The 23,304-nt window shown below is 70.2% G+C and carries 23 protein-coding genes and 1 riboswitch; of the genes, 17 read left to right on the plus strand and 6 right to left on the minus strand.

All coding sequences use genetic code 11. The features are described from left to right. Positions 1 to 56: 56 nt before the first annotated feature. From BM004_RS06995 to arsC, 4 genes are all read left to right on the plus strand, one after another. Positions 57 to 1,148 (plus strand): DNA glycosylase AlkZ-like family protein, encoded by a 1,092-nt coding sequence (locus BM004_RS06995; protein ID WP_093212158.1) that lies wholly within the window; start codon positions 57 to 59, stop codon positions 1,146 to 1,148. A gap of 130 nt (positions 1,149 to 1,278) precedes the next feature. Continuing rightward, a riboswitch (FMN riboswitch) is annotated at positions 1,279 to 1,437 on the plus strand. A gap of 103 nt (positions 1,438 to 1,540) precedes the next feature. Continuing rightward, entirely contained in the window at positions 1,541 to 2,065 is a 525-nt protein-coding gene (locus tag BM004_RS07000; RefSeq protein WP_093212160.1) for a 6,7-dimethyl-8-ribityllumazine synthase, read from the plus strand. 32 nt (positions 2,066 to 2,097) lie between these two features. Then, entirely contained in the window at positions 2,098 to 2,811 is a 714-nt protein-coding gene (locus BM004_RS07005; protein WP_093212162.1) for a glutathione S-transferase family protein, read from the plus strand. A 30-nt stretch (positions 2,812 to 2,841) separates the two neighbouring features. Then, positions 2,842 to 3,222 (plus strand): arsenate reductase (glutaredoxin), encoded by a 381-nt coding sequence (arsC, locus tag BM004_RS07010; RefSeq protein ID WP_093128640.1) that lies wholly within the window; start codon positions 2,842 to 2,844, stop codon positions 3,220 to 3,222. Between the two features lie 15 nt (positions 3,223 to 3,237). Here the strand turns inward: arsC and queG are convergent, their stop codons facing one another. Beyond that, entirely contained in the window at positions 3,238 to 4,311 is a 1,074-nt protein-coding gene (queG, locus tag BM004_RS07015; protein ID WP_177206403.1) for a tRNA epoxyqueuosine(34) reductase QueG, read from the minus strand. Here queG and tsaE point away from each other — a divergent pair. The 3 genes from tsaE (at position 4,297) to BM004_RS07030 (ending at position 6,748) form a co-directional block, all read left to right on the plus strand. Next, on the plus strand, positions 4,297 to 4,803 hold the full coding sequence (tsaE, locus tag BM004_RS07020) for a tRNA (adenosine(37)-N6)-threonylcarbamoyltransferase complex ATPase subunit type 1 TsaE (RefSeq protein WP_093128639.1): 507 nt from the start codon (positions 4,297 to 4,299) through the stop codon (positions 4,801 to 4,803). The genes queG and tsaE overlap by 15 nt on opposite strands. Further along, entirely contained in the window at positions 4,800 to 6,287 is a 1,488-nt protein-coding gene (locus BM004_RS07025; RefSeq protein ID WP_093212164.1) for an N-acetylmuramoyl-L-alanine amidase, read from the plus strand. The genes tsaE and BM004_RS07025 overlap by 4 nt, the downstream gene beginning before the upstream one ends. Before the next feature lie 176 nt (positions 6,288 to 6,463). Continuing rightward, a complete protein-coding gene (locus tag BM004_RS07030; protein ID WP_093128736.1) occupies positions 6,464 to 6,748 on the plus strand; it encodes a glycine zipper domain-containing protein in 285 nt (94 codons plus the stop codon). 85 nt (positions 6,749 to 6,833) lie between these two features. Here the strand turns inward: BM004_RS07030 and BM004_RS07035 are convergent, their stop codons facing one another. Then, entirely contained in the window at positions 6,834 to 7,493 is a 660-nt protein-coding gene (locus BM004_RS07035) for a DedA family protein (protein WP_093128637.1), read from the minus strand. A gap of 47 nt (positions 7,494 to 7,540) precedes the next feature. Here BM004_RS07035 and BM004_RS07040 point away from each other — a divergent pair, with 47 nt between their 5' ends. The 3 genes from BM004_RS07040 to BM004_RS07050 all read left to right on the plus strand — a co-directional run bounded on the left by BM004_RS07040 (position 7,541) and on the right by BM004_RS07050 (position 11,208). Then, positions 7,541 to 8,035 carry a GNAT family N-acetyltransferase gene (locus tag BM004_RS07040; RefSeq protein ID WP_093212166.1) on the plus strand — a complete coding sequence of 165 codons (495 nt, stop codon included), beginning with the start codon at positions 7,541 to 7,543 and terminating at the stop codon, positions 8,033 to 8,035. A gap of 61 nt (positions 8,036 to 8,096) precedes the next feature. Continuing rightward, the gene (mutL, locus tag BM004_RS07045) at positions 8,097 to 9,998 is read left to right on the plus strand and encodes a DNA mismatch repair endonuclease MutL (RefSeq protein ID WP_093212168.1); all 1,902 of its coding nucleotides are present in this window, start codon (positions 8,097 to 8,099) and stop codon (positions 9,996 to 9,998) included. Positions 9,999 to 10,230: 232 nt separating this feature from the next. Continuing rightward, positions 10,231 to 11,208: an alpha/beta hydrolase gene (locus BM004_RS07050; RefSeq protein WP_093128634.1), complete on the plus strand. Its 978-nt coding sequence runs from the start codon at positions 10,231 to 10,233 to the stop codon at positions 11,206 to 11,208. Between the two features lie 58 nt (positions 11,209 to 11,266). Here the strand turns inward: BM004_RS07050 and BM004_RS07055 are convergent, their stop codons facing one another. Genes BM004_RS07055 through BM004_RS07065 form a run of 3 tightly spaced genes read right to left on the minus strand, consistent with a single transcriptional unit; the run spans position 11,267 to position 15,701 of the window. Continuing rightward, positions 11,267 to 12,493: an MFS transporter gene (locus BM004_RS07055; RefSeq protein WP_093212171.1), complete on the minus strand. Its 1,227-nt coding sequence runs from the start codon at positions 12,491 to 12,493 to the stop codon at positions 11,267 to 11,269. Further along, entirely contained in the window at positions 12,490 to 13,605 is a 1,116-nt protein-coding gene (locus BM004_RS07060) for a class I SAM-dependent methyltransferase (protein ID WP_093212173.1), read from the minus strand. Before BM004_RS07060 ends, BM004_RS07055 begins: the two co-directional genes overlap by 4 nt. 50 nt (positions 13,606 to 13,655) lie before the next feature. Further along, the gene (locus BM004_RS07065) at positions 13,656 to 15,701 is read right to left on the minus strand and encodes a TonB-dependent receptor (protein ID WP_093212175.1); all 2,046 of its coding nucleotides are present in this window, start codon (positions 15,699 to 15,701) and stop codon (positions 13,656 to 13,658) included. Between the two features lie 116 nt (positions 15,702 to 15,817). Between BM004_RS07065 and BM004_RS07070 the strand changes: the two genes are divergently transcribed. Genes BM004_RS07070 through BM004_RS07080 form a run of 3 tightly spaced genes read left to right on the plus strand, consistent with a single transcriptional unit; the run spans position 15,818 to position 18,560 of the window. Beyond that, positions 15,818 to 16,825, plus strand: coding sequence for a helix-turn-helix domain-containing protein (locus BM004_RS07070; RefSeq protein WP_093212177.1), 1,008 nt, complete (start codon positions 15,818 to 15,820; stop codon positions 16,823 to 16,825). Positions 16,826 to 16,866: 41 nt separating this feature from the next. Further along, on the plus strand, positions 16,867 to 17,913 hold the full coding sequence (gene miaA / locus BM004_RS07075) for a tRNA (adenosine(37)-N6)-dimethylallyltransferase MiaA (protein ID WP_093212179.1): 1,047 nt from the start codon (positions 16,867 to 16,869) through the stop codon (positions 17,911 to 17,913). Then, positions 17,910 to 18,560, plus strand: coding sequence for an ABC transporter ATP-binding protein (locus BM004_RS07080; protein ID WP_093212181.1), 651 nt, complete (start codon positions 17,910 to 17,912; stop codon positions 18,558 to 18,560). The genes miaA and BM004_RS07080 overlap by 4 nt, the downstream gene beginning before the upstream one ends. A 49-nt stretch (positions 18,561 to 18,609) precedes the next feature. On the opposite strand, the gene BM004_RS07085 is transcribed toward BM004_RS07080, so the two are convergent. Beyond that, complete coding sequence (locus tag BM004_RS07085; protein ID WP_093212183.1) at positions 18,610 to 19,572, minus strand: threo-3-hydroxy-L-aspartate ammonia-lyase; 963 nt, start codon at positions 19,570 to 19,572, stop codon at positions 18,610 to 18,612. A 115-nt stretch (positions 19,573 to 19,687) separates the two neighbouring features. Between BM004_RS07085 and BM004_RS07090 the strand changes: the two genes are divergently transcribed. The 4 genes from BM004_RS07090 (at position 19,688) to BM004_RS07105 (ending at position 23,193) form a co-directional block, all read left to right on the plus strand. Then, positions 19,688 to 20,416: a GntR family transcriptional regulator gene (locus BM004_RS07090; protein ID WP_093212185.1), complete on the plus strand. Its 729-nt coding sequence runs from the start codon at positions 19,688 to 19,690 to the stop codon at positions 20,414 to 20,416. Continuing rightward, complete coding sequence (locus tag BM004_RS07095) at positions 20,413 to 21,288, plus strand: phytanoyl-CoA dioxygenase family protein (protein ID WP_093212187.1); 876 nt, start codon at positions 20,413 to 20,415, stop codon at positions 21,286 to 21,288. Before BM004_RS07090 ends, BM004_RS07095 begins: the two co-directional genes overlap by 4 nt. 5 nt (positions 21,289 to 21,293) lie before the next feature. Beyond that, a complete protein-coding gene (locus BM004_RS07100; protein WP_093128625.1) occupies positions 21,294 to 22,655 on the plus strand; it encodes an NAD(P)H-dependent oxidoreductase in 1,362 nt (453 codons plus the stop codon). A 169-nt stretch (positions 22,656 to 22,824) separates the two neighbouring features. After that, positions 22,825 to 23,193: a YciI family protein gene (locus tag BM004_RS07105; RefSeq protein ID WP_093128624.1), complete on the plus strand. Its 369-nt coding sequence runs from the start codon at positions 22,825 to 22,827 to the stop codon at positions 23,191 to 23,193. Positions 23,194 to 23,304 lie beyond the last annotated feature (111 nt).

A 23,304-nucleotide genomic window follows, 5' to 3' on the forward strand; every position in this document is an offset into this window, starting at 1 on the left:
GCCGAGCACCGCCAAGCGCCAAGCAAAGAACAATCAGCTGTGCTGCAATCCGCCCCATGGCTGACCCGACCCTCGACGACCTGCGCCGCTACGCCGTGGCGCGCACCCTCCTCAAGCCGACCACGCTGCCCGCCGCGATCCGCCAGCTCGGCTTCGTGCAGGCCGACCCGATCCGCGCCCCCGCGCGCGCGCAAGACCTCACGCTGCGCCATCGTGTGAAGGGCTACCGCGCGGGCGATCTCGAAAGCCGCTACACGCGCCTCGCGGTGGAAGAGGACTGCCTGGTCAACTACGGCTTTCTGCCGCGCGAGCATCTCGCGCTGATGCACCCGCGCGAAGCCAGGCAGGCATGGGACGCCGACACGCGCCGCAAGGCCGCCGAGGTGCTGGCCTATGTGCAGGCGCACGGCCCGGTGCATCCGCGCCAGGTGGAACTGCACTTTGCGCACGGCCGCATCCAGAACTACTGGGGCGGCTCCAGCAACGCGAGCACGCACCTGCTCGACGGCATGCACTACCGCGGCATGCTGCGCGTGGTGCGGCGCGACAGCGGCACGCGCGTGTACGAGGCGGTGACGCACGCGCCCGCCGATGACAGCCCCGCCGGCCGCGCCCAGCGCGCCGCGGCCCTGATCGCCCTGGTGGTGCGCAAGTACGCGCCGCTGCCGGCCGCGAGCCTCACGTACCTGGTGCGGCTGCTGGGCTATGGCGCGCCGCACCTGTCGCCGCAGACGCAGGCGGCGTTGCGCCTCGCGCGCGAGGAGCTTGCGAGCTGCCGCATCGACGGCACCACCTGGTATTGGCCCGCCGACGAGAACCCGGCCTCGCGCCGCCATGCGCCCGACGACGCGGTGCGCCTGCTGGCGCCTTTCGACCCGGTCGTGTGGGACCGCCGCCGCTTCGAGCTGCTCTGGGGCTGGACGTACAAGTTCGAGGCCTACACGCCCGCGCCGAAGCGGCAGTTCGGCTACTACGCGCTGCCGATGCTCGTGCACGACCGCGTGATCGGCTGGGCCAACATGACCGCGCCGGCGGGCGGGCTGCAGCCGAGCTTCGGCTACGCGGGCAAGAAGCCGCGCGACGCGGCCTTTCGCGCGGCGCTCGACGACGAGCTGCACCTGATGACGCAATTCCTGGCCGGGCGCTGAGCACGGCCGCGGCCGCCACGTACCGCTGCTGAAGAAAATCCCCGCGCCACCGAAGGTCTGGCGCGCGGGCGACAACCCCGCGCGCCGGCGGGCTTCTAGAATCGCGCGGTTGTCCGCATCGTCGGACGGCAAGCGTTCTCAGGGCGGGGTGAAACTCCCCACCGGCGGTGATGGCGGCGAAAGCTGCACAAGCCCGCGAGCGCCTGGAGCCCGCCATGGGTTCCGGGGTCAGCAGATTTCGGTGCGATTCCGAAGCCGACGGTCACAGTCCGGATGAAAGAGAGCGCGAAATGCGGGCTGGCCCGCGCGCTTTGCCTTTGTCGGCAAGCGCGCGAGCGGGCCTGTGGTTTCGTGCGCCCTGATTCAGGAAACCTGCTTTCTAGAGGCACACCATGAGTCAGATCAACGACCTTCCCCTTTCCGCCATTCCCGGCTCGGGCTCCGCGTCCGGTTCGCCGCGCGGCACGCGCATCGCATTCGTCGAGGCGCAATGGCATTCCGACATCGTCCACCAGGCCCGCGACGCCTTTCTCGAGGAGATGGCGCGCCAGGGCGTGGCGCGCGAGCTCATCGACATCTTCGACGTGCCCGGCGCCTTCGAGATTCCGCTGCACGCCAAGCGTCTCGCCAACTCGGGCAAGTACGCGGCCATCGTCGGCTGCGCGCTGGTGGTCGACGGCGGCATCTACCGCCACGAGTTCGTCGCGAACACGGTGGTCAACACGCTGATGTCGCTGCAGCTGGAAACCGACGTGCCGATCTTCTCGGCCGTGCTCACGCCGCACCATTTCCACGAGCATGTGGAGCACCGCAAGTACTTCCACCGCCACTTCGCGGTGAAAGGCACCGAAGTGGCCGAGGCCTGCGTGAAGACGCTCGAAGGCCTGAAGCAAGTCGACGCGCTGCTGGCCGCGTGACAAGGGCCGCACGGCTGCAGTAATCTGGGCGGATGCCTGCAGCATCCGCATCCGAATCCGAGTCCGCGTCCGCGTCTGCCGCTGAAGACCGCTACGTTCTGTACGGTGCGCCCGGTTCGGGCGCCACGCCGGTCCACGCCGCGCTGACGCTGATCGGCGCGCAGGTCGAGACCATCGACATCGCCACCTGGGAAAGCGAGGCAGAGCGCGAACGCGTGTCGGGCGTGAACCCGATGCGCCAGGTGCCCGCGCTGTTGCTGCCTTCGGGCGAGCTCATGACCGAGAGCGCGGCCATCCTGTTGTGGCTCGGCGACCGCTATCCGCAAGCCGGCCTCGGCCCCGCGCCCGACAGCCCGCTGCGTGCGCGCTACCTGCGCTGGATGGTCTATCTGCCAGCCGCGATCTACTCGCTCTTCTGGGTGCGCGACGAGCCTTCGCGCCTCGTGCCCGATGCCGCGGCGCAAGCGACGATGCTCGAGCGCAGCGCCGAGCGCATCGCGCACTGCTGGCACCTGATGGACACGCAGATCGGCGAGCCGGCACCCTACCTGCTCGGCGAGCACTTGAGCATGCTCGACCTGTACGTGACCGTGATGTCGCGCTGGACGCCGACCCGTGCGCGCTTCGACCGCGAGGCGCCGCGCATGGCCGGGGCGGTGAGGCGCGTCGATGCCGATCCGCGGCTCGCCGCGTTCTGGGCGGCGCGCTTTCCGTTCGTGCCGGGGTGGGAACAGGGCAACGGCTGAGGTGGCCACTTCTTTTCGATAATCCACGCCATGACCGCACGCACCCCCACCACCGCCTACCCGATGACGATCTACCACAAGCCCAACTGCAGCACGTCGCGCAACGTGCTGTCGCTGATCCGCGAAAGCGGCGTGGAGCCCGAGATCGTGCTGTACCTGGAAACGCCGCCGTCGCAGAAGAAGCTGCGCGAACTGGCCAAGGCCATGGGCCTGGGCGCGCGCGACCTGCTGCGCGCCAAGGAAGCGCCCTACGAGGAACTGAAGCTGGCCGACGAGAAATTGACGGACGACCAGCTGTTCGACGCCATCGCCGCGCACCCGATCCTGCTGCAGCGCCCGATCGTGGTGTCGCCGCGCGGCACGCTGATGTGCCGGCCATGGGAACGCGTGCGCGAGATCCTGCCGGCCTGACACCGGCTCCGAGGTTCAGCCTGCGGGCTGCTGCGCCAGGCCCCACGCCACGTGTTCGCGCACGAGCTCGCTCGAATGCGCGGCGCGCGTGGCCAGCGCCTCGTGCGCACCGCCCTCGCCCGCCCGCGCCGCATTGCCCAGCGCCACCGCGATGTTGCGCAGCCAGCGCTCGTGGCCGATGCGGCGAATGGGGCTGCCTTCGGTGCGGCGCAGGAAATCTTCTTCGGTCCACGCGAACAGCTCGGCCAGCGTGCGCCCGGTGAGGCCTTCGCGCGCGTCGAAGTCGGGCAGCGTGCTCTTCTTCGCGAACTTGTTCCAGGGGCAGATCAGCTGGCAGTCGTCGCAGCCGTAGATGCGGTTGGCCATCAGCGGGCGCAGCTCGTCGGGAATCGGCCCGCTGTGCTCGATGGTGAGGTACGAGATGCAGCGCCGCGCGTCCAGCCGCCGCGGCGCCACGATGGCCTGCGTCGGGCAGATGTCGATGCAGGCGCTGCAATTGCCGCAGTGCGCGCTGACGGGGTCGCTCGGCGGCAGCGCCATGTCGACGTAGATCTCGCCCAGGAAGAACATCGAGCCCGCGTTGCGGTCGAGCACCAGCGTGTGCTTGCCGCGCCAGCCCTGCCCGCTGCGCGAGGCCAGCTCGGCCTCGAGCACGGGGGCCGAGTCGGTGAAGGCGCGATGGCCGAACGGGCCGACCTCTTCGGCGATGCGCTCGGCCAGCCTCGCGAGCCGGTTGCGCAGCACCTTGTGATAGTCGCGGCCCCGCGCATAGACCGACACGATGGCCTCGCCGGGCCGCGCGAGGCGATCGAATTCCACGGCCTGCCACTCGGGCGAGGTGTCGCGCGGCAGGTAGTCCATGCGCGCGGTGATCACGCTCACCGTGCCCGGCACCAGCTCGGCCGGACGGGCGCGGCGGGTGCCGTGTGTTGCCATGTATTGCATCTCGCCATGGAACCCATGGGCCAGCCATTGCATCAGACCGTCCTCGGCGCTCGATAAATCGACGCCCGCGATTCCGATTTGGGAGAATCCGAGTTCCCGGGCCAAGGCCTGAATACGCACAACGAGTGGATGGCTGACGATCACTTGCCGATTGTAGAAACGACAAAGACCGCCCGTACGCTGTGCTGGCGCAGCGAGGACGACACCGACGCCTTCGCGCGCGCGCTCGCGGCCTCGCCCGCGGTGCGCGACGCATTCATCGCGCTGCATGGCGACCTTGGCGCGGGCAAGACGACTTTCGTTCGCCACCTGCTGCGCGCGCTCGGCATCGCCGGGCGCATCAAGAGCCCCACCTACGCGGTGGTCGAACCCCACGAGGCACCCGACGGCCTGCAGATCTTCCATTTCGACTTCTATCGCTTCAGCGATCCGCGCGAATGGGACGACGCCGGCTTCCGCGACATCTTCGCGGGCCCCGGGCTCAAGCTGGCCGAGTGGCCGGACAACGCCGCGGGCCGTACACCACCGGCTGACCTCGCTATTAAAATAGAAGCAATGACCGACGACACACGCAGCGTGAGCCTTCTCGCGAACACCCCTCGCGGCAGCGATCTGCTGGCGCGCATCACCGCATGAAGGCGGGCGGCCTGAAACGGCGCGTGCTGCTGCAGGGCGGCAGCATCGCGCTGATGCTCGGCGTGCACCAGATCGCGCGCGGCGCCAGCATCCTCGCCGTGCGCGTGTGGCCCGCCGCCGACTACACGCGCGTGACCATCGAGTCCGACACGCGCCTGAGCTCGCAGCAGCTCGTGGTGGGCAGCCCGCCGCGGCTGGCGGTGGACATCGAGGGCATCGACCTCAACCCCGAGCTGCGCGAGCTGGTCGGCAAGATCAAGCCGGGCGATCCGTACATCAACGGCCTGCGCGTCGGGCAGAACGCACCGAAGGTGGTGCGCATCGTGTTCGACCTGAAGCAGGCCGTGGTGCCGCAGGTGTTCTCGCTCGCGCCGGTGGCCGCATACAAGCACCGGCTGGTGCTCGACCTGTACCCGGAGCAGGCCATCGACCCGATGGAGGCGCTGATTGCCGAGCGCCTGCGCGATGCGCCGCGCGCCGGCAGCAGCAGCGGCTCCGCCGTCGCCGGCATCGCCCCTTCGCCCGCGCCCTCATCCGCTCCCGCGGTCGATCCGCTGGGCGAGCTGATGGCGCAGCAATCGATGCGCCCCGGCCCGCCCGCGCCACCGCCGCCCGTGACATCCGGCCCCGACCGGCCGCCCGTGCTCGTGGTGCCCGCGCCCCCGCCGCCGGTGGTGGGCACCGCGCCCGTCAGGCCCGTGCCGCCACCGCCACCGCCCCCCGCCGCACGCGGCGGCACCGCCACCGCGAGCCGCACCGACCGCATCATCATCGTGGCGCTCGACCCCGGCCACGGCGGCGAAGACCCCGGCGCCACCGGCCCGAGCGGCACGCGCGAGAAAGACATCGTGCTGCAGGTGGCGTTTCGCCTGCGCGACCGCATCAACGCGGGCAGCGTCAGCGGCAACCCGATGCGCGCCTTCCTCACACGCGACGCCGACTTCTTCGTGCCGCTGGGCGTGCGCGTGCAGAAGGCCCGCCGCGTGCAGGCCGACCTGTTCGTGAGCATCCATGCCGACGCCTTCACCACGCCCGCCGCGCGCGGCGCCAGCGTGTTCGCGCTGAGCCAGAGCGGCGCCTCGAGCAGCGCGGCGCGCTGGATGGCCAACAAGGAAAACGACGCCGACAAGGTGGGCGGCGTGAACGTCGGCGGCCACGAGGCGCAGGTGCAGCGCGCGCTGCTCGACATGAGCACCACCGCGCAGATCAACGACAGCCTGAAGCTCGGCGGCGCGATGCTCGGCGAGATCAAGGGCATCGGCGCGCGGCTGCACAAGGGCCAGGTCGAGCAGGCCGGCTTCGCGGTGCTGAAGGCGCCCGACATTCCCAGCGTGCTGGTGGAGACGGCCTTCATCAGCAACCCGGAAGAAGAAGCGAACCTGCGCCGCGCCGATTACCAGGAGAACCTGGCCGATGCGCTAATGCGCGGCATCCAGCGTTACTTCGCGCAGAACCCGCCGCTGGCGCGCAGCCGGCAACTCTGACGGCACTGGCACTGTCAGGCACTGTTGTCGGGGCACGCTTTGCAAAGCCGAAGCGTGCCCTGCTGTCCCACGAAGGGCCGCCCGTGAGACCGCACAGGCAGGCGCGGCAGGCTCCTACAAGGCGTGCGCGGGCCTTCTGGACATGATGGCCCATCACTCTTCGAAAGGTGGACATCATGAACACACGTCTCTGGATCGCTGCAGCCGCAGCCACTTCGGTCATGACGATTGCAGGCTGCGCAAGCGGCCCCAACCAGAACCTCGGTACTGGTGTCGGTGCAGTAGGCGGTGCGCTGGTGGGCAATGCCATCGGCGGCAACACCGCAGCCACCGTGGGTGGCGCGGCCATCGGCGGCATCATCGGCAACCAGGTCGGCCGCAATGCCGACGAGCGCAACTACAACCGCCAGCGTTACCCGCAAGGCAGCGGCTACTACCCGGGCAACGGCCCCAACTATTGAGCCTGACGAGTCAACTGAGTCATCAAGCCCCCAACGAAAAAGCGCGCCCTCCGGCGCGCTTTTTTCATGGGTGAATGAGCGACGTTCAGGCCTGCGCTTCGCGCGCCTTCTCCGCCTTCGAGGCGCGCCATGCGCCGAAGATGGCCAACAGGCCCGGCACGAAGATCAGCGCCCAGATGATCTTGTCCAGGTGCTGGCGCACGAACGGCAGGTTGCCGAAGAAGTAGCCGGCGGTGGCAATGCCCAGCACCCAGATCAGCCCGCCCACCACATTGAACATGGTGAACTTCGCGCGGCTCATTTCGGCCACGCCGGCCACGAAGGGCGCGAAGGTGCGAATGAAGGGCATGAAGCGCGCCAGGATGATCGTGATGCCGCCGTAGCGCTCGTAGAAACCGTGGGCCTGGTCGAAGGCCTTGCGGTTGAACAAGCGCGAGTTCTCCCACTGGAACACCTTCGGCCCGAAGTAGCGCCCGATCGAGTAGTTGCACTGGTCGCCCAGGATGGCCGCGGCAATCAGGATGCCGCAGGCCAACGGGAAGTTCATGAGCCCCGCGCCGCACAGTGCGCCTACGATGAACAGCAGCGAGTCCCCGGGCAGGAACGGCATGACCACCGCGCCGGTCTCCACGAAGACGATGAGGAACAGCAGCGCGTAGACCCAGGGGCCGTAGGCAATGACGAAGGCCTCGAGATGTTTGTCGACGTGCAGGATGAAGTCGACGAGAAAGCTGATGATTTCCATGGGCGCGGATTATCCTTGCTGAACCCGAACGCTCTCTGAATCACCCCATGCTGCACGTACGCGCCGCCACCGATGCGGACTGGCCGGCCCTCTGGTCCCTGCTCGAGCCCACCTTCCGCCGCGGCGACACCTACACCTTCGCCACCGACGTCACCGAGGCCGAGGTCCGCCACGCATGGATGACCCTGCCCGCCGGCACCTTCGTCGCCTGCGACGACCAGGGCGCGGTGCTCGGCACCTATGTCATCAAGGCCAACCAGCCCGGCCACGGCGCGCACGTGAGCAACTGCGGCTATGTGGTGTCCGAGGCGGCGCGCGGCCTGGGCGTGGCCTCCGCGCTGTGCGAACACTCGCAGCAGGAGGCGCTGCGCATGGGCTTTCGCGCGATGCAGTTCAACTTCGTGGTGTCGACCAACGAGGGCGCGGTGCGCCTCTGGCGCAAGCTGGGCTTCGCCATCGTGGGCACGCTGCCCGGCGCGTTCAGGCATCCGCAGCACGGGTTCGTCGATGCGTATGTGATGTTCAAGCAGTTGCAGGCCTGAGCATCCCGCATCGAACGCCCTGGCAGAGCGCCGGAGAACACAGCGCTTTTAGAATGCCCCGGTGAGCGCCCTCCCCACTTCCATCGCCCCTGTTCAACGCCGTCCGATCCGCGAGCTTCCCGACGAGCTGATCAGCCAGATCGCCGCCGGCGAAGTGGTCGAACGGCCCGCCTCGGTGGTGCGCGAGCTGCTGGACAACGCGCTCGACGCGGGTGCCAGCCACATCACGGTGCGGCTGGCTTCGGGCGGCGTGCGGTTGATCTCCGTGGAAGACGACGGCCTGGGGATTCCGCGCGAAGAGCTCACGGTGGCCCTGCGCCGCCATGCCACCAGCAAGATCGCGAGCCTGAACGACCTCGAGACGGTCGGCACGATGGGCTTTCGCGGCGAGGCGCTCGCGGCCATCAATGCGATCGCCGAACTCAGCATTCTTTCGCGCTTCACCGGCGCGGACACGGCCTACGCGCTCGACGGGCGCACCGGCGAGCTGCGGCCGGTGGCGCGCGCCACCGGCACCACGGTGGAGGTGCGCGAGCTGTTCTTCGCGACGCCGGCGCGCCGCAAGTTCCTGAAGACCGACGCCACCGAACTGGCCCACTGCATCGAGGCGGTGCGCCGCCATGCGCTGGCGCGGCCCGAAGTGGGCTTCTCTGTCTGGCACGACGGCAAGCTGGTCGAGCAGTGGCGCGCCGCCACGGTGCGCGAACAGCGCCTGGCCGACGCGCTGAGCGACGACTTCGTGTCGCAGAGCGTGGCCGTCGACCGCACGGGCGGCGCGGTGCGCGTGGTCGGCCGCGCCGGCATTCCCGACGCGGCACGCTCGCGCGGCGACCAGCAGTTCTTCTACGTCAACGGCCGCTTCGTGCGCGACAAGGTGCTGTCGCACGCCGTGCGCAGCGCCTACGAGGACGTGCTGCACGGCCAGCGCCAGCCCATTTACGTGCTGTACCTCGAGATCGACCCCTCGCGGGTCGACGTGAACGTGCACCCGACCAAGATCGAGGTGCGCTTTCGCGACGGGCGCGAGGTGCACCAGGCGGTGCGCCACGCCATCGAGGACGCGCTGGCCGCCCCACGCGCCAGCGACGCCGTGGTGCCGGCCGCGCCGCAGCAGTCGTTCTTCAAGGCGAATCCGCTGCCACCGAACGCCAGCTGGGCGCAACCCGCTATCAATTTCGTAGCTCGTGAACGCGGCGAAGGCGATTTCGAGGCGATGTGGCCGCAACGCACCGAGCCGCGCGCGCCCGACCATGCGGCGGAGTCGACGCCCGCCGCATGGCCGCAAGCGGACAGAGCCGATGGAGCGAATGGCGCCAATGGTGCCGATATGGCCGCCACCGAATTCCGCCCGCCCGCCCCCCTGGCCACGCAAGACGACGCCTGGCCGCTGGGCCGCGCGCTGGCGCAGCTGCAGGGCATCTACATCCTGGCGGAGAACAGCCAGGGCCTGGTGATCGTCGACATGCACGCGGCGCACGAGCGCATCGTCTACGAGCGGCTGAAGACGCAGCTCGACGGTGCGTCCATCAGCAGCCAGCCGCTGCTGATTCCGGCCACTTTCGCCGCCACGCCGCAGGAAGTGGCCACGGCCGAGGCCTGCGCGGCGGTGCTGCCGACGCTGGGGCTGGAAATCACGCCCTTCTCGCCGCGCACGCTCGCGGTGCGCGCCGTGCCCGGAACGCTGGCCGACGGCGATCCGGTGGAGCTCGCGCGCAGCGTGCTGGCCGAACTGGGCCAGCACGACGCCAGCACCGTGGTGCAGCGCGCGCAGAACGAACTGCTGTCCACCATGGCCTGCCACGGGGCGGTGCGGGCCAACCGGAAGCTCACGATCGACGAGATGAACGCACTGTTACGCCAGATGGAAGCAACAGAACGTTCGGACCAGTGCAACCACGGTCGGCCGACCTGGCGGCAGCTGTCCATCCGCGAGCTCGATTCGCTGTTCATGCGCGGCCGATAGCTCGATTACGCACGTTTTGGGTGATTTTCAAGGGCCTGACGGGCCCTTTTCGCCGCTTTTCTAGGGTTTTCCGCAGGCCGGCGTACGTCATCGGGATGGCGGGCACGCACGTTGCATAGGTTCTGCAAAGCGCCAATGAGCGTTGTGTCGGGGGGTTACCAAGGTGCAATGTCGGCGCATCGCGGTGAGAGCAGGTGAAACTTTTAGGCCGACTTCGCTGTCCCTCAACCCCATGATGAAACGCTGGACCCTCCTCGCGTCTGTCCTCTCGCTCTGCGCCCTGCTGGCAGCCGGTTGCTCGACGCTCGACGCCCAGCAGCGCGAATGGATCTTCCAGCCCAGCGACCGCAGCTGGGGCAACACCGCCTCCATGGCCCAGGGCATGGAGGACGTGTGGATCGACTTCCAGTCCTCCCTCACCGGCGAGCCGGCCCGCCTGCACGGCCTGTGGCTGGGCGGCGCGCCCGAGACCACCGACACGCCCGTGCTGCTGTACCTGCACGGCGCCCGCTACAACGTGGCCGGCTCGGCGCCGCGCATCCAGCGCATGCACGAGCTGGGCTTCTCGGTGCTGGCCATCGACTACCGCGGCTTCGGCAAGAGCTCCAAGGGCCTGCCCTCGGAGGAATCGGCCCGCGAGGACGCCCGCGCCGCCTGGACCTGGCTGGCCGCGCGCCACCCCAAGCAGCACCGCTACATCTTCGGCCACTCGCTGGGCGGCGCCATCGGCATCGACCTGGCGGCGCATGTGAACGACGAGAGCGGCACCATCGTGGAGAGCACCTTCACCTCGATCGCCGACGTGGTCAGCAGCTTCAAGTGGGGCTGGCTGCCGTTCAGCCCCCTCATCACGCAGCGCTTCGAGGCGATCAACAAGGTCAAGGACATCGGCTCGCCGCTGCTCGTGGTGCACGGCACCGCCGACAGCCTGATCAACCCCACGCTGGGCCGCAAGCTCTACGACGCGGCCACCGTGCCCAAGCTGTTCGTGCTGGTCGAGGGCGGCTCGCACCACAACACCAACTCGGTCGGCGAAACGCAGTACCGCGCGGCGCTCACGCAGCTGTTCCGCATGAAGCCGGAAAGCATGGTCGCCAGCAACGGCGGCGCGCCGCGGCCCACACCGCGCCTCGCTCCGCCGGCAACCGGCGCGCTCACGCCGCAGGATGTGAGCGGCAAGGTGCAGACGCCGGTGCCGGCAGCGATCTGACCGACGCCGATAGACCCTGATCGGGCTTTGATCGGCCTTGGCAGGCCCTGCCTGACCCTCACCCGGGCGCCGCTGTGCGCCCGATCGCGCCGCTGCCGCGCAGCGCGAAGACGAACACCCCGCCCATCGCCAACGCAAGCCCGCACAGCATGCCCGCGTAGCCCGTGCGGTCGAGCAGGAAGCCCGCGCCCACCGGCACCGCCAGGCGGCTCAGCGCGAACAGGCTGGCCTGCAGGCCGTAGTCGGCCGCCTGGTGGCCGTCACGTGCGAAGAACATCATCAGCCCGAAGGCCAGCGAGGCCGCCGCGCCCATCGCCAACGCGACCAGCAGCGCCGCGGCGCCCAGCCATGCCGCCGGCGCGCGCAACGCCACCACGGCCGCGAGCACGGCGATGCACAGGAAGCCCAGCAGCGTGACGCCCGGCACCGCGCGCGCCACGCCGACGCGCCGGACGACGCCGGCAGCCACCACGCTGGCCACCGCCGCGACCAGCCCGCCGCCTACGCCCACCAGCCACGCGACCTGCGGCACGGCAAAGCCGCGGTCGAGCAGCAGCGGTTTCAGGAAGAACCACGCCGCGCCGATGAACGGGAAGCACGACAGCAGCAGCACGGTCCACGCGCGGGCGCCCGGCTGCTCGAAGTAGCCCTGCGCACGGCCGCTCGACACGCCGCGCGAAGCGAGCGGTGCCTGCGCAGCGATCGGCGCCGCGCCTTCGTCGATGCACAGCAGCGCAAGCGCGCCGATCACCAGCAGGCCCGCCATGAACCAGAACGGCGCGGCCCACCCCCACTTCGCCTGCACCAGCAGCATCAGCCCGCCGCCGACGATGGCCCCCAGCGACAGCGCCGCCGAGCGCAGGCCGCCCGCGCGCAGGCGCGCCGACGCGGGCAGCAGGCGAATGGCGAGCGCGTTGACGGGAATGTCGGCCCACGTCGCCATCAGCGCGGAGGCGACGGCCAGCACGCAGAGCGTGACGCGGTCCGACAGCAGTTCGCGTTGCCCCAGCAGCGCGAGCACCGCCGCGAAGCCCAGGCACAGCAGCACAGCCCATCCGCGGTACTGCCCGCCCCTGAAGCGATACCGCTCCACCGGCACGGCCAGCAGGAACTTGAAGACCGCCGGCAACCCCGCGAGCTGGAAGAGGCCGATCTCCCACCCGCTCCAGCCGTGCTGCCGCATCAGCACCGGCAGCCCCAGCCAGAGGTACACGCTGGGCGCGGTCGTCGCCAGGTTCAGCCCCGCGAAGAGCGCCTGGTGCAGGTTCTCGCGCAGGCGGCTCATGCGTTGGGCCTGCGCGCCACCAGCACCTGCAGCGGTGCCATCGGGAACTCCGGCGACGCGAAGCGCCGCAGGCATTGGAAGCCGGCGCGCTCCAGCGCGGCCTCGCCCGAGCCGGCCGCGCCCACGTGGCGCCCGAGCACCATCATCGGCAGGTAGAACGGCAGCACCGCCGCGGCCTGCTCGCGCGAGGCGCCCACCTCGGCATGCGCGCAGACAAAGAGGCCACCGGGGCGCAGCGCCGCCAGCACCCTGCGCAGCATCGCGTCGACGTCGGGCACGAAGTGCAGCACCGACGAGCACCAGACGAGGTCGTGGCCTTCGCCGATGCTGTCGCGCGTCCTGTCGCCCCCGGCGTCACCACCTGCACCATCACCTGTACGGCCACCTGCATCGCCGCCGATGTCGCCGCCGATGTCGCCGCCCACGGCGCGCACCCGGTGCGACAGCTGCTCGCGCGCGATGTTCTCCCCGGCAACCGCGGCCGTCGCCGGGCCGTCGAACACCACGCCTTGCGAATCGGGCCAGAGCTTGGCCAGTGCAATGCCGATCCATCCCGGTCCGCCGCCCAGGTCGAGCCAGCGCCGCGTCTGCGCGGCCTCGGGCACGCGTGCCATCACGTGCAGCGCGGCGTCGACGCTCACCGCGCGCTGTTCCTGGCCGATCTGCACGCGCGCGGCCTGCGCCCAGTCGAGGTCGGAGCCGGTGGGGGCGCGCGGCACGTCTTGCCCTTGCTCCGGGCGAAGTTGCCTGCCCAGCCGTCCGCCCGCCCCACGCAGGCTGCGCAGGCGAAACAGCAAGGCGTCGGCGCAGAACGCTGCCGAGTCGGCCAGCAGGTAGCGGCGCGCGCCTTCGCTCACGCGGTAGCGGTGCGGCATGTCGCCGTCGGCTTCGGTGCGATCGAGCACGTCGATGCTCCACAGCAGGTCGAGCAGCGGCGCGGTGGCCGCGGGCTGCAGGCCGAGCCGCCGGGCGGTGTCGTGCGCGGTGGCGTAGTCGCGCAGCGCGTCGGGCACGCCGAGCTCCAGCGCGGCGGCCAGCGCGTCGGCCTGCACGGCGGCCGAGGCGATGTCCCAGTAGCGTTGCAAGGGATGGGGGTGGTAGCTGAAAGGCATGGCTGTCGGATTCACCAAGGCAGTGTTGAAAGAGAAAAACGGCGCGCGCATCACATCCGCCAGTTCAGCCGCACACCGACTTCGCGCGGCGGGCTGTAGACGGAGACGATGCCGTTCTGGTAGCCCACGGCGTCGTAGCGCCGGTTGGCCAGGTTGCGCACGTAGGCCGTGAGTTCCCACGGGCCCTGCGTGTAGCCGGCCGACATGTCGAGCCGGCCATAGCCGTTGCGGCTGTAGCGGTTGGCCGCGTCGAGGTAGACCTTGCCCGTGCCCGACAGCGTGGCCTGCACGTGCCAGCCCTTGGGCGCGTCGTAGCGCAGGCCGACGTGGCCGTCGATGTCGGGCGCGAACGGGTTGCGGTGGCCGTCGTACACGGCGCTGCCGTCGCGAAAGCGATCGAAGCGCGTGCGGTTCAGCGCCAGGCCGGCGCGCAGCTGCCAGCCCTGGCCGAAGAGGTAGTCGAGCTCGAACTCGGCACCGGTCGCATGCGCCGATGCGGCGTTGGTCACATACACCGTGCCCGGCACCGGCATCTGCTGCACCTGCATGTCGTTCACGCGCATGGCATACACCGAGGCCGCGTAGCGCAGCCGTTGCCCGGCGACGGCGCCCTTGGCGCCGAACTCCAGCGAGCGCACCTTCTCCGGCTGGTAGGCCGCATAGCCCGCGGCCGGCACGAAGACGTTGAAGCCGCCCGCGCGGAAGCCGTCGGACAGGCTCGCATACAGCTGGTGCGTGGGCGCGAGCTGGTACTGCAGCGCGAGCTTGGGCGAGACATGCGTCCAGCCGGCCTTCCGCGCCGCGCTGCCTGCATTGCCTGCATTGCCCGCATTGCCCGCACCGTCGCCAGCCGTGAAGCGCACCGCGTTGCGCTCGACGCGCGCCCCCGCCGACACCGACCACGCGCCGCCCAGCGGCACGTTCCAGTGCGTGAACAGCGCCGACGAATGGCCGTCGAGCGTGGCCGGCGTGAGGCTGCTCACGAGCGGCAGCTTCTGCTCGTTCAGCAGGTCATGGTCGTCGCGGTCGAGGTACACGCCCGCGAGCCACTGCGCGCCGCCGAGCCGGCCTTCGAGCCGCAGCTCCTGCGACAGCGTGCGAAAGCGGTGGTTGCGGCCGATGTGGAGCAGGTCGGCGCTCTGGAAGTCGGTGTCCTGCTGCACGCGGTCGTCGACGTTGTTCTGCGCGGTGATGGAACGCAGGCGCAGCTCATTGCCGAAGTTGTGCGTCACGTCCAGCGACAGGCTGCGCCCGCGCGATCGGTTGAAGCTCGGCGTGCCTGAACGCACCGTGGCACGCTCGGCGCCGGGCGAGCCCCACAGGGCCGCGCCGTCGTCGTAGTCCTGGCTGGCGAAGCGCAGCGTGGCGTCGGTGCGCGCGCTGGGCGTCCAGCGCAGCGCCAGGCGCAGCGCGCGGCGTTCGCGGTCGTCCTCGGTGCGGCCGGTGAGGGTGTTGCGGATGAAGCCGTCCTGGCGCGAGCTCTCGGCCGCGATGCTCGCGTAGAGCGTGTCTTGCATCAGCGGCCGGCTCAGCGAGAAGCGCAGCGCGCGGCGGTCGCGGCTGCCCGCCTCCACGCCCACGGTGGTGCGCGCTTCGTTGCCGGGGCGGCGCGTGTGGATGCCGATGACGCCCGCTTCCGCATTGCGCCCGTACAGCGTCGACTGCGGGCCGCGCAGCACCTCGACGCGGTCGACGTCGAGCAGCGCGTCGTCGAAGCCCTGCGCCATCAGCGTGGGCACGCCGTCGAGCAGCAGCAGCGTGGACGACGAGAAGCTGAAGAAGTTGGCGCTGAGCCCGCGCATCACCGGCGACAGCACGCCGGCCTGGCCGAAGGGCTGGAAGCTCAGGCCGGGCGTGAGCTGCTCCAGCGTCTGCAGGCCGATTGCGCCCTGCGCCTCGAGCGTGTCGCCGTCGAGCACCGACACGCTGGTCGGCACCGCGTCCAGCGGCTGCGCCTGCTTGGTGGCGGTGACGGAGATCGCGGGCAACGCGGGGGCGCTGTCCTGATGCTGCGCGGCGGCCGTGCCGCACAGCGCGCACAACAGCGGGCAAGCCCAGGCCGCGCGCGCCCCGGGAGAGAAAAGCAGTGAAGCCATGTGTGGAAATCGCAAGGAGAAAAAGAGGCTCGAGGCCGTGACGGGAAGCTCGAACAAGCGTATTTCCAAACGAGAATGACTATCATCTGATTCGATTGCATTCCGGGCTGTTTCGTATGCATTCGCTTTCGGCCACCGAGCCACCCCGTTTCACTACCCCCGTTTCACCGAGCCTCGCCATCGCCTTTCACATCGCCGCCACCGAAGCCCGCACCGCCCCATCCGCCGCGCCGGGCTGGGTGCGCCAGCAACTGCCCGACGCGGTGGGCGACTGCCACGCGGAGCGCCTGCAAATCGACCGCGGCCTGGCCGTGGTGCGCTCGCGCTACCTGCCGCTGCGCGACCTCGCCGAGCACAGCGCGCAGCAGGACGGCACGCGCCGGTTGATCCTCACCTTCGCGCTGCAGGGCGACTCGGGCTACGAGGCCCACGGCGGCGAGCGGCTGGCCTTCAGCGCGGGGTTCACCACCGTCTCGGCCGCGCGCGACAGTGTGGGCGAGCGGCGCTACCATGCCGGCGAAGCGGTCACGCAACTGCGCCTGCTGGTCGACGAAGACACGGTGCTGCGCTACTTCGGCGAGGAAGGCCGCCGCAGGCTGCTGCCCGACACCGGCCTGCGCGAGCTGGCCTTCGGGCGCACCTGCGCCGCGAGCGCCGTGCATGCCGCGGCACTCGGCCGGCGCACCGCGCGGGAGGCACCGAGCCCGCTCGACCTGCACATCCACGCGCTGACCCTGCTGGCCAACGAGATGCGCGCGCTGCAAGCCCCGGCGCCGGCGCCGGCAAGCACCGCCTTCAGCCCGCAGGACATCCGCAAGCTCGAGCAGGCGCGCGACCTCATGCAGGCGCGGATGCAATCGCCGCTGACCGTGGCCTACCTCTGCGCCAGCGTCGGCCTCGGCGAATCGAAGCTGCAGCGCGGCTGCCAGGAACTGTTCGGCGCCAGCCCCTACCGCCTGCTGCTCGAACTGCGCATGCGCCGCGCGCTTGCGCTGCTGGAGGCCGGCAGCCAGGTCGCGCAGGCCGCATGGCAGGTGGGCTACGCGCACCCGGCGAATTTCAGCGCGGCCTTCACCCGGTTCCATGGCCGCACGCCAAAAACGGTGCGGAGCCGCAAGACCTGAAGCACGGGCGGGCTCGCGCCATTTGCTACCCTCGGCGCACCATGTCTCCCAGCTTCGTTCCGGCCGCCGAGGCCGCCACCCCGGCATCGCCAGGCGCCGCCCCCTCTCCCGCTCCTCTTCGTTACCTTGCACTGGCCGGCCCCACGGCCTCCGGCAAGACCGCCGCCGCGCTCGCGCTGGCCCGCCTGCAGCCGGTGGAGATCATTTCGGTCGACTCGGCCCTGGTCTATCGCGGCATGGACATCGGCACCGCCAAGCCCACCGCCGCCGAGCAGGCCGCCGTGCCGCACCACCTGATCGACATCCTCGATGCGCGCGAGAGCTACAGCGCCGCCGCCTTCGTGGCAGACGCCACGCGGCTCGTCGGCGAGATCCGCGCGCGCGGCGCGCTGCCGCTGCTGGTGGGCGGCACCATGCTGTACTTCAAGGCGCTGTTCGACGGCATCGACGCCATGCCCCCGGCCGACGCGGCCGTGCGCGCGCACATCGACGCCGACGCCGCCGCGCACGGCTGGCCCGCCATGCACGCGCGGCTCGCGCAGGTCGACCCGGTGACGGCCGCGCGGCTCGCGCCGCAGGACAGCCAGCGCATCCAGCGCGCGCTCGAGGTGTGGGCCACCAGCGGCAAGCCGCTGTCGAGCTTTCATGCGAGCGACAACAAGACGGCGCGGCCGCTCGAAGGCGGCATGCTGTTCTCGCTGGAGCCGGGCGAGCGCGCCTGGCTGCACGGCCGCATTGCCGAGCGCTTCGACGCGATGCTGACGGCCGGCTTCCTCGACGAGGTGCGCGCGCTGCGTGCGCGCGGCGACCTGTCGACCGACCTGCCCTCGATGCGCTGCGTCGGCTACCGGCAGGCCTGGGAAACGCTGGACGCCTGCGGCGATGCGGCGCCCGGCGCCAAGGCCATGGCCGACCTGCGCGAACGCGGCATCGCGGCCACGCGCCAGCTCGCCAAGCGGCAGGTCACGTGGCTGCGCAGCATGCCGCAGCGCACCGTGATCGCCTGCGACGCGCCCGATGCCGTGCAGACCGCCGTTCACCTCATGGCTCAGGCCACTCAAGCAACCCAAGCCCACCACGCCGGATGACGCTGCGCATAACCAACCTCGGCAAGCACTACGGCGAAGCGCCTGTCTTCGAGAACGTGACGCTCGGCGTCGAGCCCGGCGAGTTCGTCGCCATCGTGGGGGAATCGGGTGTCGGCAAGTCGACCCTGCTCAACTGCATGGCCGGTCTCGACAGCTGGGACCAGGGCACGGTGACGCACGACGGCACCGACATCGGCGCGCTCGGCGGCGAAGCCTGCGCGCTCTGGCGGCGCCGCCATGTCGGCTTCGTGTTCCAGGCCTTCCATGTGCTGCCGCACCTGGACGTGGCGCAGAACGTGGCGCTGCCGCTGATGCTGCTGGGCCGGCAGAACGAAGAAGGCCGCGTGGCGAAGATGCTCGACGCGGTCGGACTGCCCGGCATGGGCGCGCGGCTGCCGCAGACGCTGTCGGGCGGCCAGCTGCAGCGCGTGGCGATTGCGCGTGCGCTGGTGCACCGCCCCGCCCTGCTGCTGGCCGACGAGCCCACGGGCAACCTCGACCCCTCGACCGCCGCGAAGGTGATGGACCTGCTGATCGGCCAGACCCGCGAGCACGGGGCGTCGCTGGTGCTGGTCACGCACTCCGAGAGCGCGGCGGCCCGCGCGGATCGCCTGCTGCACCTGACGGCCGGCGGCATCCGCGCCTGAGCGCGGACCCGTCGGCTCAGTCCGGCATTACGGCGGGGTTACCGCGGGTTTACTGCGGCGCGATCAGCGCGGCGAAGCGCGACAGGTCGACGTTGCCGCCGCTGATCACGATGCCCACGCGCTGGCCTTCGATGGCCTTGGCCGCCGCGATGGCGCCCGCGAACGCGAGGCAGCCGGTGGGCTCCACCACCATCTTCATGCGCTCAGCGAAGAAGCGCATGGCTTCGACGAGCTGCTCGTCGGTCACCGTGAAGATGTCGTCCACGTCACGGCGGATGATGCCGAAGGTGTACTCGCCCAGGTGCTGCGTCTGCGCGCCGTCGGCGATGGTCTTCGGCGTTTCGATGTGCACGATCTTCCCGGTCCGGAACGACTGCTGGCCGTCGTTGCCCGCCTCGGGTTCCACGCCGTAGACCTTGCATTCGGGCGCCAGCGCGCGCGCCGACAGCGCCGAGCCCGACAGCAGACCGCCGCCGCCGAGGCACACGAACAGGTGGTCGAGCGGGCCGGTCTCCTCGATCAGTTCCTTCACCGCCGTGCCCTGGCCCGTGAGCACGTCGGGGTGGTCGTACGGCGGAATCATCGTCATGCCGCGCTCCTGCGCGAGCCGCCTGGTCAGGGCCTCGCGGTCCTCGGTGAAGCGGTCGTACATCACCACTTCGGCGCCGTAGCCCTTGGTGGCGGCCACCTTGGCCGCCGGCGCGTCCTTGGGCATGACGATCACGGCCGGCATCGACAGCAGGCGCGCCGACAGCGCGATGGCCTGCGCATGGTTGCCGGACGAGAACGCGATCACGCCGCCCTTGCGCTGCGTGGCGTCGAACTTAGACAGCGCATTGAACGCACCGCGGAACTTGAACGCGCCCATGCGCTGGAAGTTCTCGCACTTGAAGAAGAACTCCGCGCCCCAGCGCGCGTTGGCGGTGCTGGAGCGCAGCACCGGCGTGCGGTGGGCATGGCCCTCGAGCCGCGCGGCCGCGGCGATGACGTCGTCGTAGGTAGGTAGTTGCATGCGCCGAGCTTAGCGGCGGCCTGCAATTCTTTGCAGTCCCGATGGGTAAAAACCCGGGATACGCGCCGGCCGCAAAGTTCGTACTCTGTATACAGAGTTCAAAGAGAGACCCGCCATGCCCGCCCAGCTCCTCAGCATCGAAGTCGCCCCCGACCTCGTCGACCAGGTCTACCGCGCCCTGCTCGGCGCCATCAGCAGCGGCACGCTCGCGCCGGGCGAGCGCATCACGCAGGAAGACATCGCGCAGCGTCTCTCGGTCTCGCGCCAGCCCGTGCTGCAGGCGCTGCGGCTGCTGAAGAAGGACGGCTTCGTGCTCGACGCGCCCGGCCGCGGCGTGCTGGTGGCGCCGCTGGAGGCCGAGGCGATGCGCAAGGTCTACCAGGTGCGCGGCGCGCTCGACGTGCTGGCCGCGCGGCTGGCGGCGCAGCAGCGCTTTCGCATCGACCCCAAGCTCATCGAACGGGGCCGGCGCGCGGCGCGCGGGCGCAATGTGGAAGCCATGCTCGACGCCGACGTGGCCTTTCACCAGGCCATCTACGAGGCCTCGGGCAACCCGCTGATCGGCCAGAGCGCCGCGCCGCACTGGCGCCACCTGCGCCGCGCGATGGGCGCGGTGCTGCAGGCCGAGCCGCAGCGCGAATCGCTGTGGGACGAGCACGAAGCCATTGCCCAGGCCATTGCCGCCGGCCACGTGGAGCGCGCCGCGCGTCTGAGCGAGGAGCACGTCTCGCAGGCCAGCGAGGCACTGGGCGCGCGGCTCGCGCAGCAACTGGCGCGCGCCGCAACCCCTTCCCCCGGACCCACCCCGCAGACCACCCAGCGAAAAAAAGGAGACAAGGCATGAAGCTGACCCCCGAGCAACGCGCGCAGTTCGAGCGCGACGGATACCTGTTCTTTCCCGGCCATTTCTCGCCCGAGGAAACCAGGGCACTGACCGACGCGGTGCCCGAGCTGTACAGCAAGCGCGAGGCCTTCAACGTGCGCGAGAAAGGCTCCGACGCCGTGCGCACCAACTTCGCCGCGCACCTCATCAGCGAGCCTTTCGCTCGGCTGGCGCGGCACCCGCGCATGGTGGGCCCGGTGAGCGATCTCTTCAAGGAAGAGGTCTACATGCACCAGTTCAAGATCAACGGCAAGATGGCCTTCGAAGGCGAGGTGTGGCAGTGGCACCAGGACTACGGCACCTGGCTCAACGACGACCTGATGCCCACCGAGCGCGCGATGAACGTCGCGATCTTCCTGGACGACGTGACCGAGCACAACGGCCCGCTGATGTTCATTCCGGGCAGCCACCGCAAGGGCGTGGTCGATGCGAAACACGACCTCACCACCACCAGCTACCCGCTGTGGACGGTCGACAACGACCTGATCCGCCAGCTGGTGGAGCGCGCCGGCGGCAAGCAGGGCGGCATCGTCTCGCCCAAGGGGCCGGCCGGCTCGATGATCCTGTTCCACAGCTGCCTGGTGCATGCCTCGGGCAGCAACCTGTCGCCGTTCAACCGCGTGGCGGTGTACCTGAGCCTGTGCGCGGTCAGCAACCACATCCGCCGGCACAAGCGGCCCGAGTACATCGCGCACCGTGACTTCACGCCCATCGAGATGCTGCCCGACGACTGCCTGCTCAAGCCCTACCCGGTCGACGTGCCGTGGAAGAGCGGCCTGCCCGAGAGCGCGCTGCGCACCTCGCTCGCGCTGATCGAACCCGTGGAGGCCTGAACACCATGAGCCTCTATACCCGCCTGCAGCAACGCGCCGCCGAAGGCCGCCCCATCCGCATCGGCCTGATCGGCGCCGGCAAGTTCGGCGCCATGTACCTCGCGCAGATTCCGCGCACGCCCGGCGTGCAGCTGGTGGCCATTGCCGACCTGTCGCCCGACGCGGCCCGCGTCAACCTGGAGCGCGTGGGCTGGCAGCCCGGACGCGCCGCCGCCGGCTCGGTGCAGGAGGCGCTGAAGCACGGCACCACCTGGATCACCGACGACTGGCAGGCCGTGACGCGCGAGCCCTCCATCGACATCGTGGTCGAGTGCACCGGCAACCCCATCGCCGCGGTCGACCATTGCCTGGATGCATTCGCGCACGGCAAGCACGTGGTCAACGTGACGGTGGAGGCCGACGCCTTCTGCGGCCCGCTGCTCGCGCACAAGGCGCGGCAGGCCGGCGTGGTGTATTCGCTGGCCTTCGGCGACCAGCCCGCGCTGATCTGCGACCTGGTCGACTGGGCGCGCACCTGCGGCTTTCCGGTGGTGGCGGCCGGGCGCGGCCACAAGTGGCTGCCGCACTTCACCGAGTCGACGCCCGAGACGGTGTGGGGCAACTACGGCCTCACGCCCGAGCAGGCGAAGCGCGGCGGCCTCAACCCGAAGATGTTCAACAGCTTCCTCGACGGCTCCAAGCCGTCCATCGAAAGCTCGGCCGTGGCCAACGCCACCGGCCTCGGCGTGCCGTCGGACGGCCTGCTCTACCCGCCCGCGAGCGTGGAAGACATTCCCTTCGTCACGCGCCCGAAGAGCGAAGGCGGCGTGCTCGAGCGCAAGGGCATGGTCGAGGTGGTGTCTTCGCTGGAAGCCGACGGCCGCAAGATTCCGTACGACATCCGCATGGGCGTGTGGGTCACGGTGGAGGCCGAGACCGACTACATCAAGAACTGCTTCGAGGAATACAACGCCCACACCGACCCGAGCGGGCGCTACTTCACGCTGTACAAGCGCTGGCACCTGATCGGGCTGGAGGTCGGCATGTCGGTGGCCAGCGTGGCGCTGCGCGGCGAGGCCACCGGCGTGGCCAGCTGCTGGAACGCCGACGTGGTGGCCACCGCCAAGCGCGACCTGGCGGCCGGTGAAATGCTCGACGGCGAAGGCGGCTACACCGTGTGGGGCAAGCTGCTGCCGGCCGAGCGCTCGCTGCGCCTGGGCGGCCTGCCGCTGGGGCTGGCGCACAACGTCAAGCTGGTGCGCCCGGTGAAGAAGGGGCAGAGCCTGAGCTGGGCCGACGTGGCGATCGACACCGCCACCGGCGCCTACAGGCTGCGCCAGGAGATGGAGGCCATGTTCACGCCCGCGGTGCAGGCCCGGGCGGCCTGAGCCGACAGGCCCGTGAACCGGGGCGGCAGGGAAACGGGGCATTGCGCCCGGCCGCCATAAGCGAAAAAATATTCTGCTCGACGCGGCCACCCCGTGTCGAAATGGCCGCCGGCGGGCCGTCATTGTGGTGAGCGATCCTGCTCAGCTTCTTCCCTACCGGAGAGACACCATGCAGTACATGTTGATGTTCTACCAGCCCGCGGCCGAATTCGAGCAACGCGAAGACGCCGCCTCCCAGGCCTACCGCGCCAGCTGGATGGCCTACGCCGACGCCGTGCGCCAGGCGGGCATTTCGCTCGGCGGCCACGGCCTGCTGCCGCCCATGACCGGCACCACGCTGCGCGTGCGCGGCGACAAGCGCCAGGTGCAGGACGGCCCCTTCGCCGACACCAAGGAGCAGCTCGGCGGCTACTTCGTGATCGACGTGGCCGACCTGGACGCGGCGCTCGAATGGGCGGCACGCGCGCCCTGCGCCACCAGCGGCGGGGTCGAGGTGCGCCCCGTGTTCACCGCCACCGCGATGGCATCGGCGGCGTGACGGCCCCGGCGGCGCCTTCCACGGCTGCGGCGGCGGCGGCTGCAGCGGCCGCCGCAGCTTCAGCAGCCGCTGCGCCGGCTTCGTTCAACGTCGCCGAGCGCGCGGCGCGCG

Source organism: Variovorax sp. OK212 (assembly GCF_900112425.1).
Taxonomy (GTDB): Bacteria; Pseudomonadota; Gammaproteobacteria; order Burkholderiales; family Burkholderiaceae_C; genus Variovorax.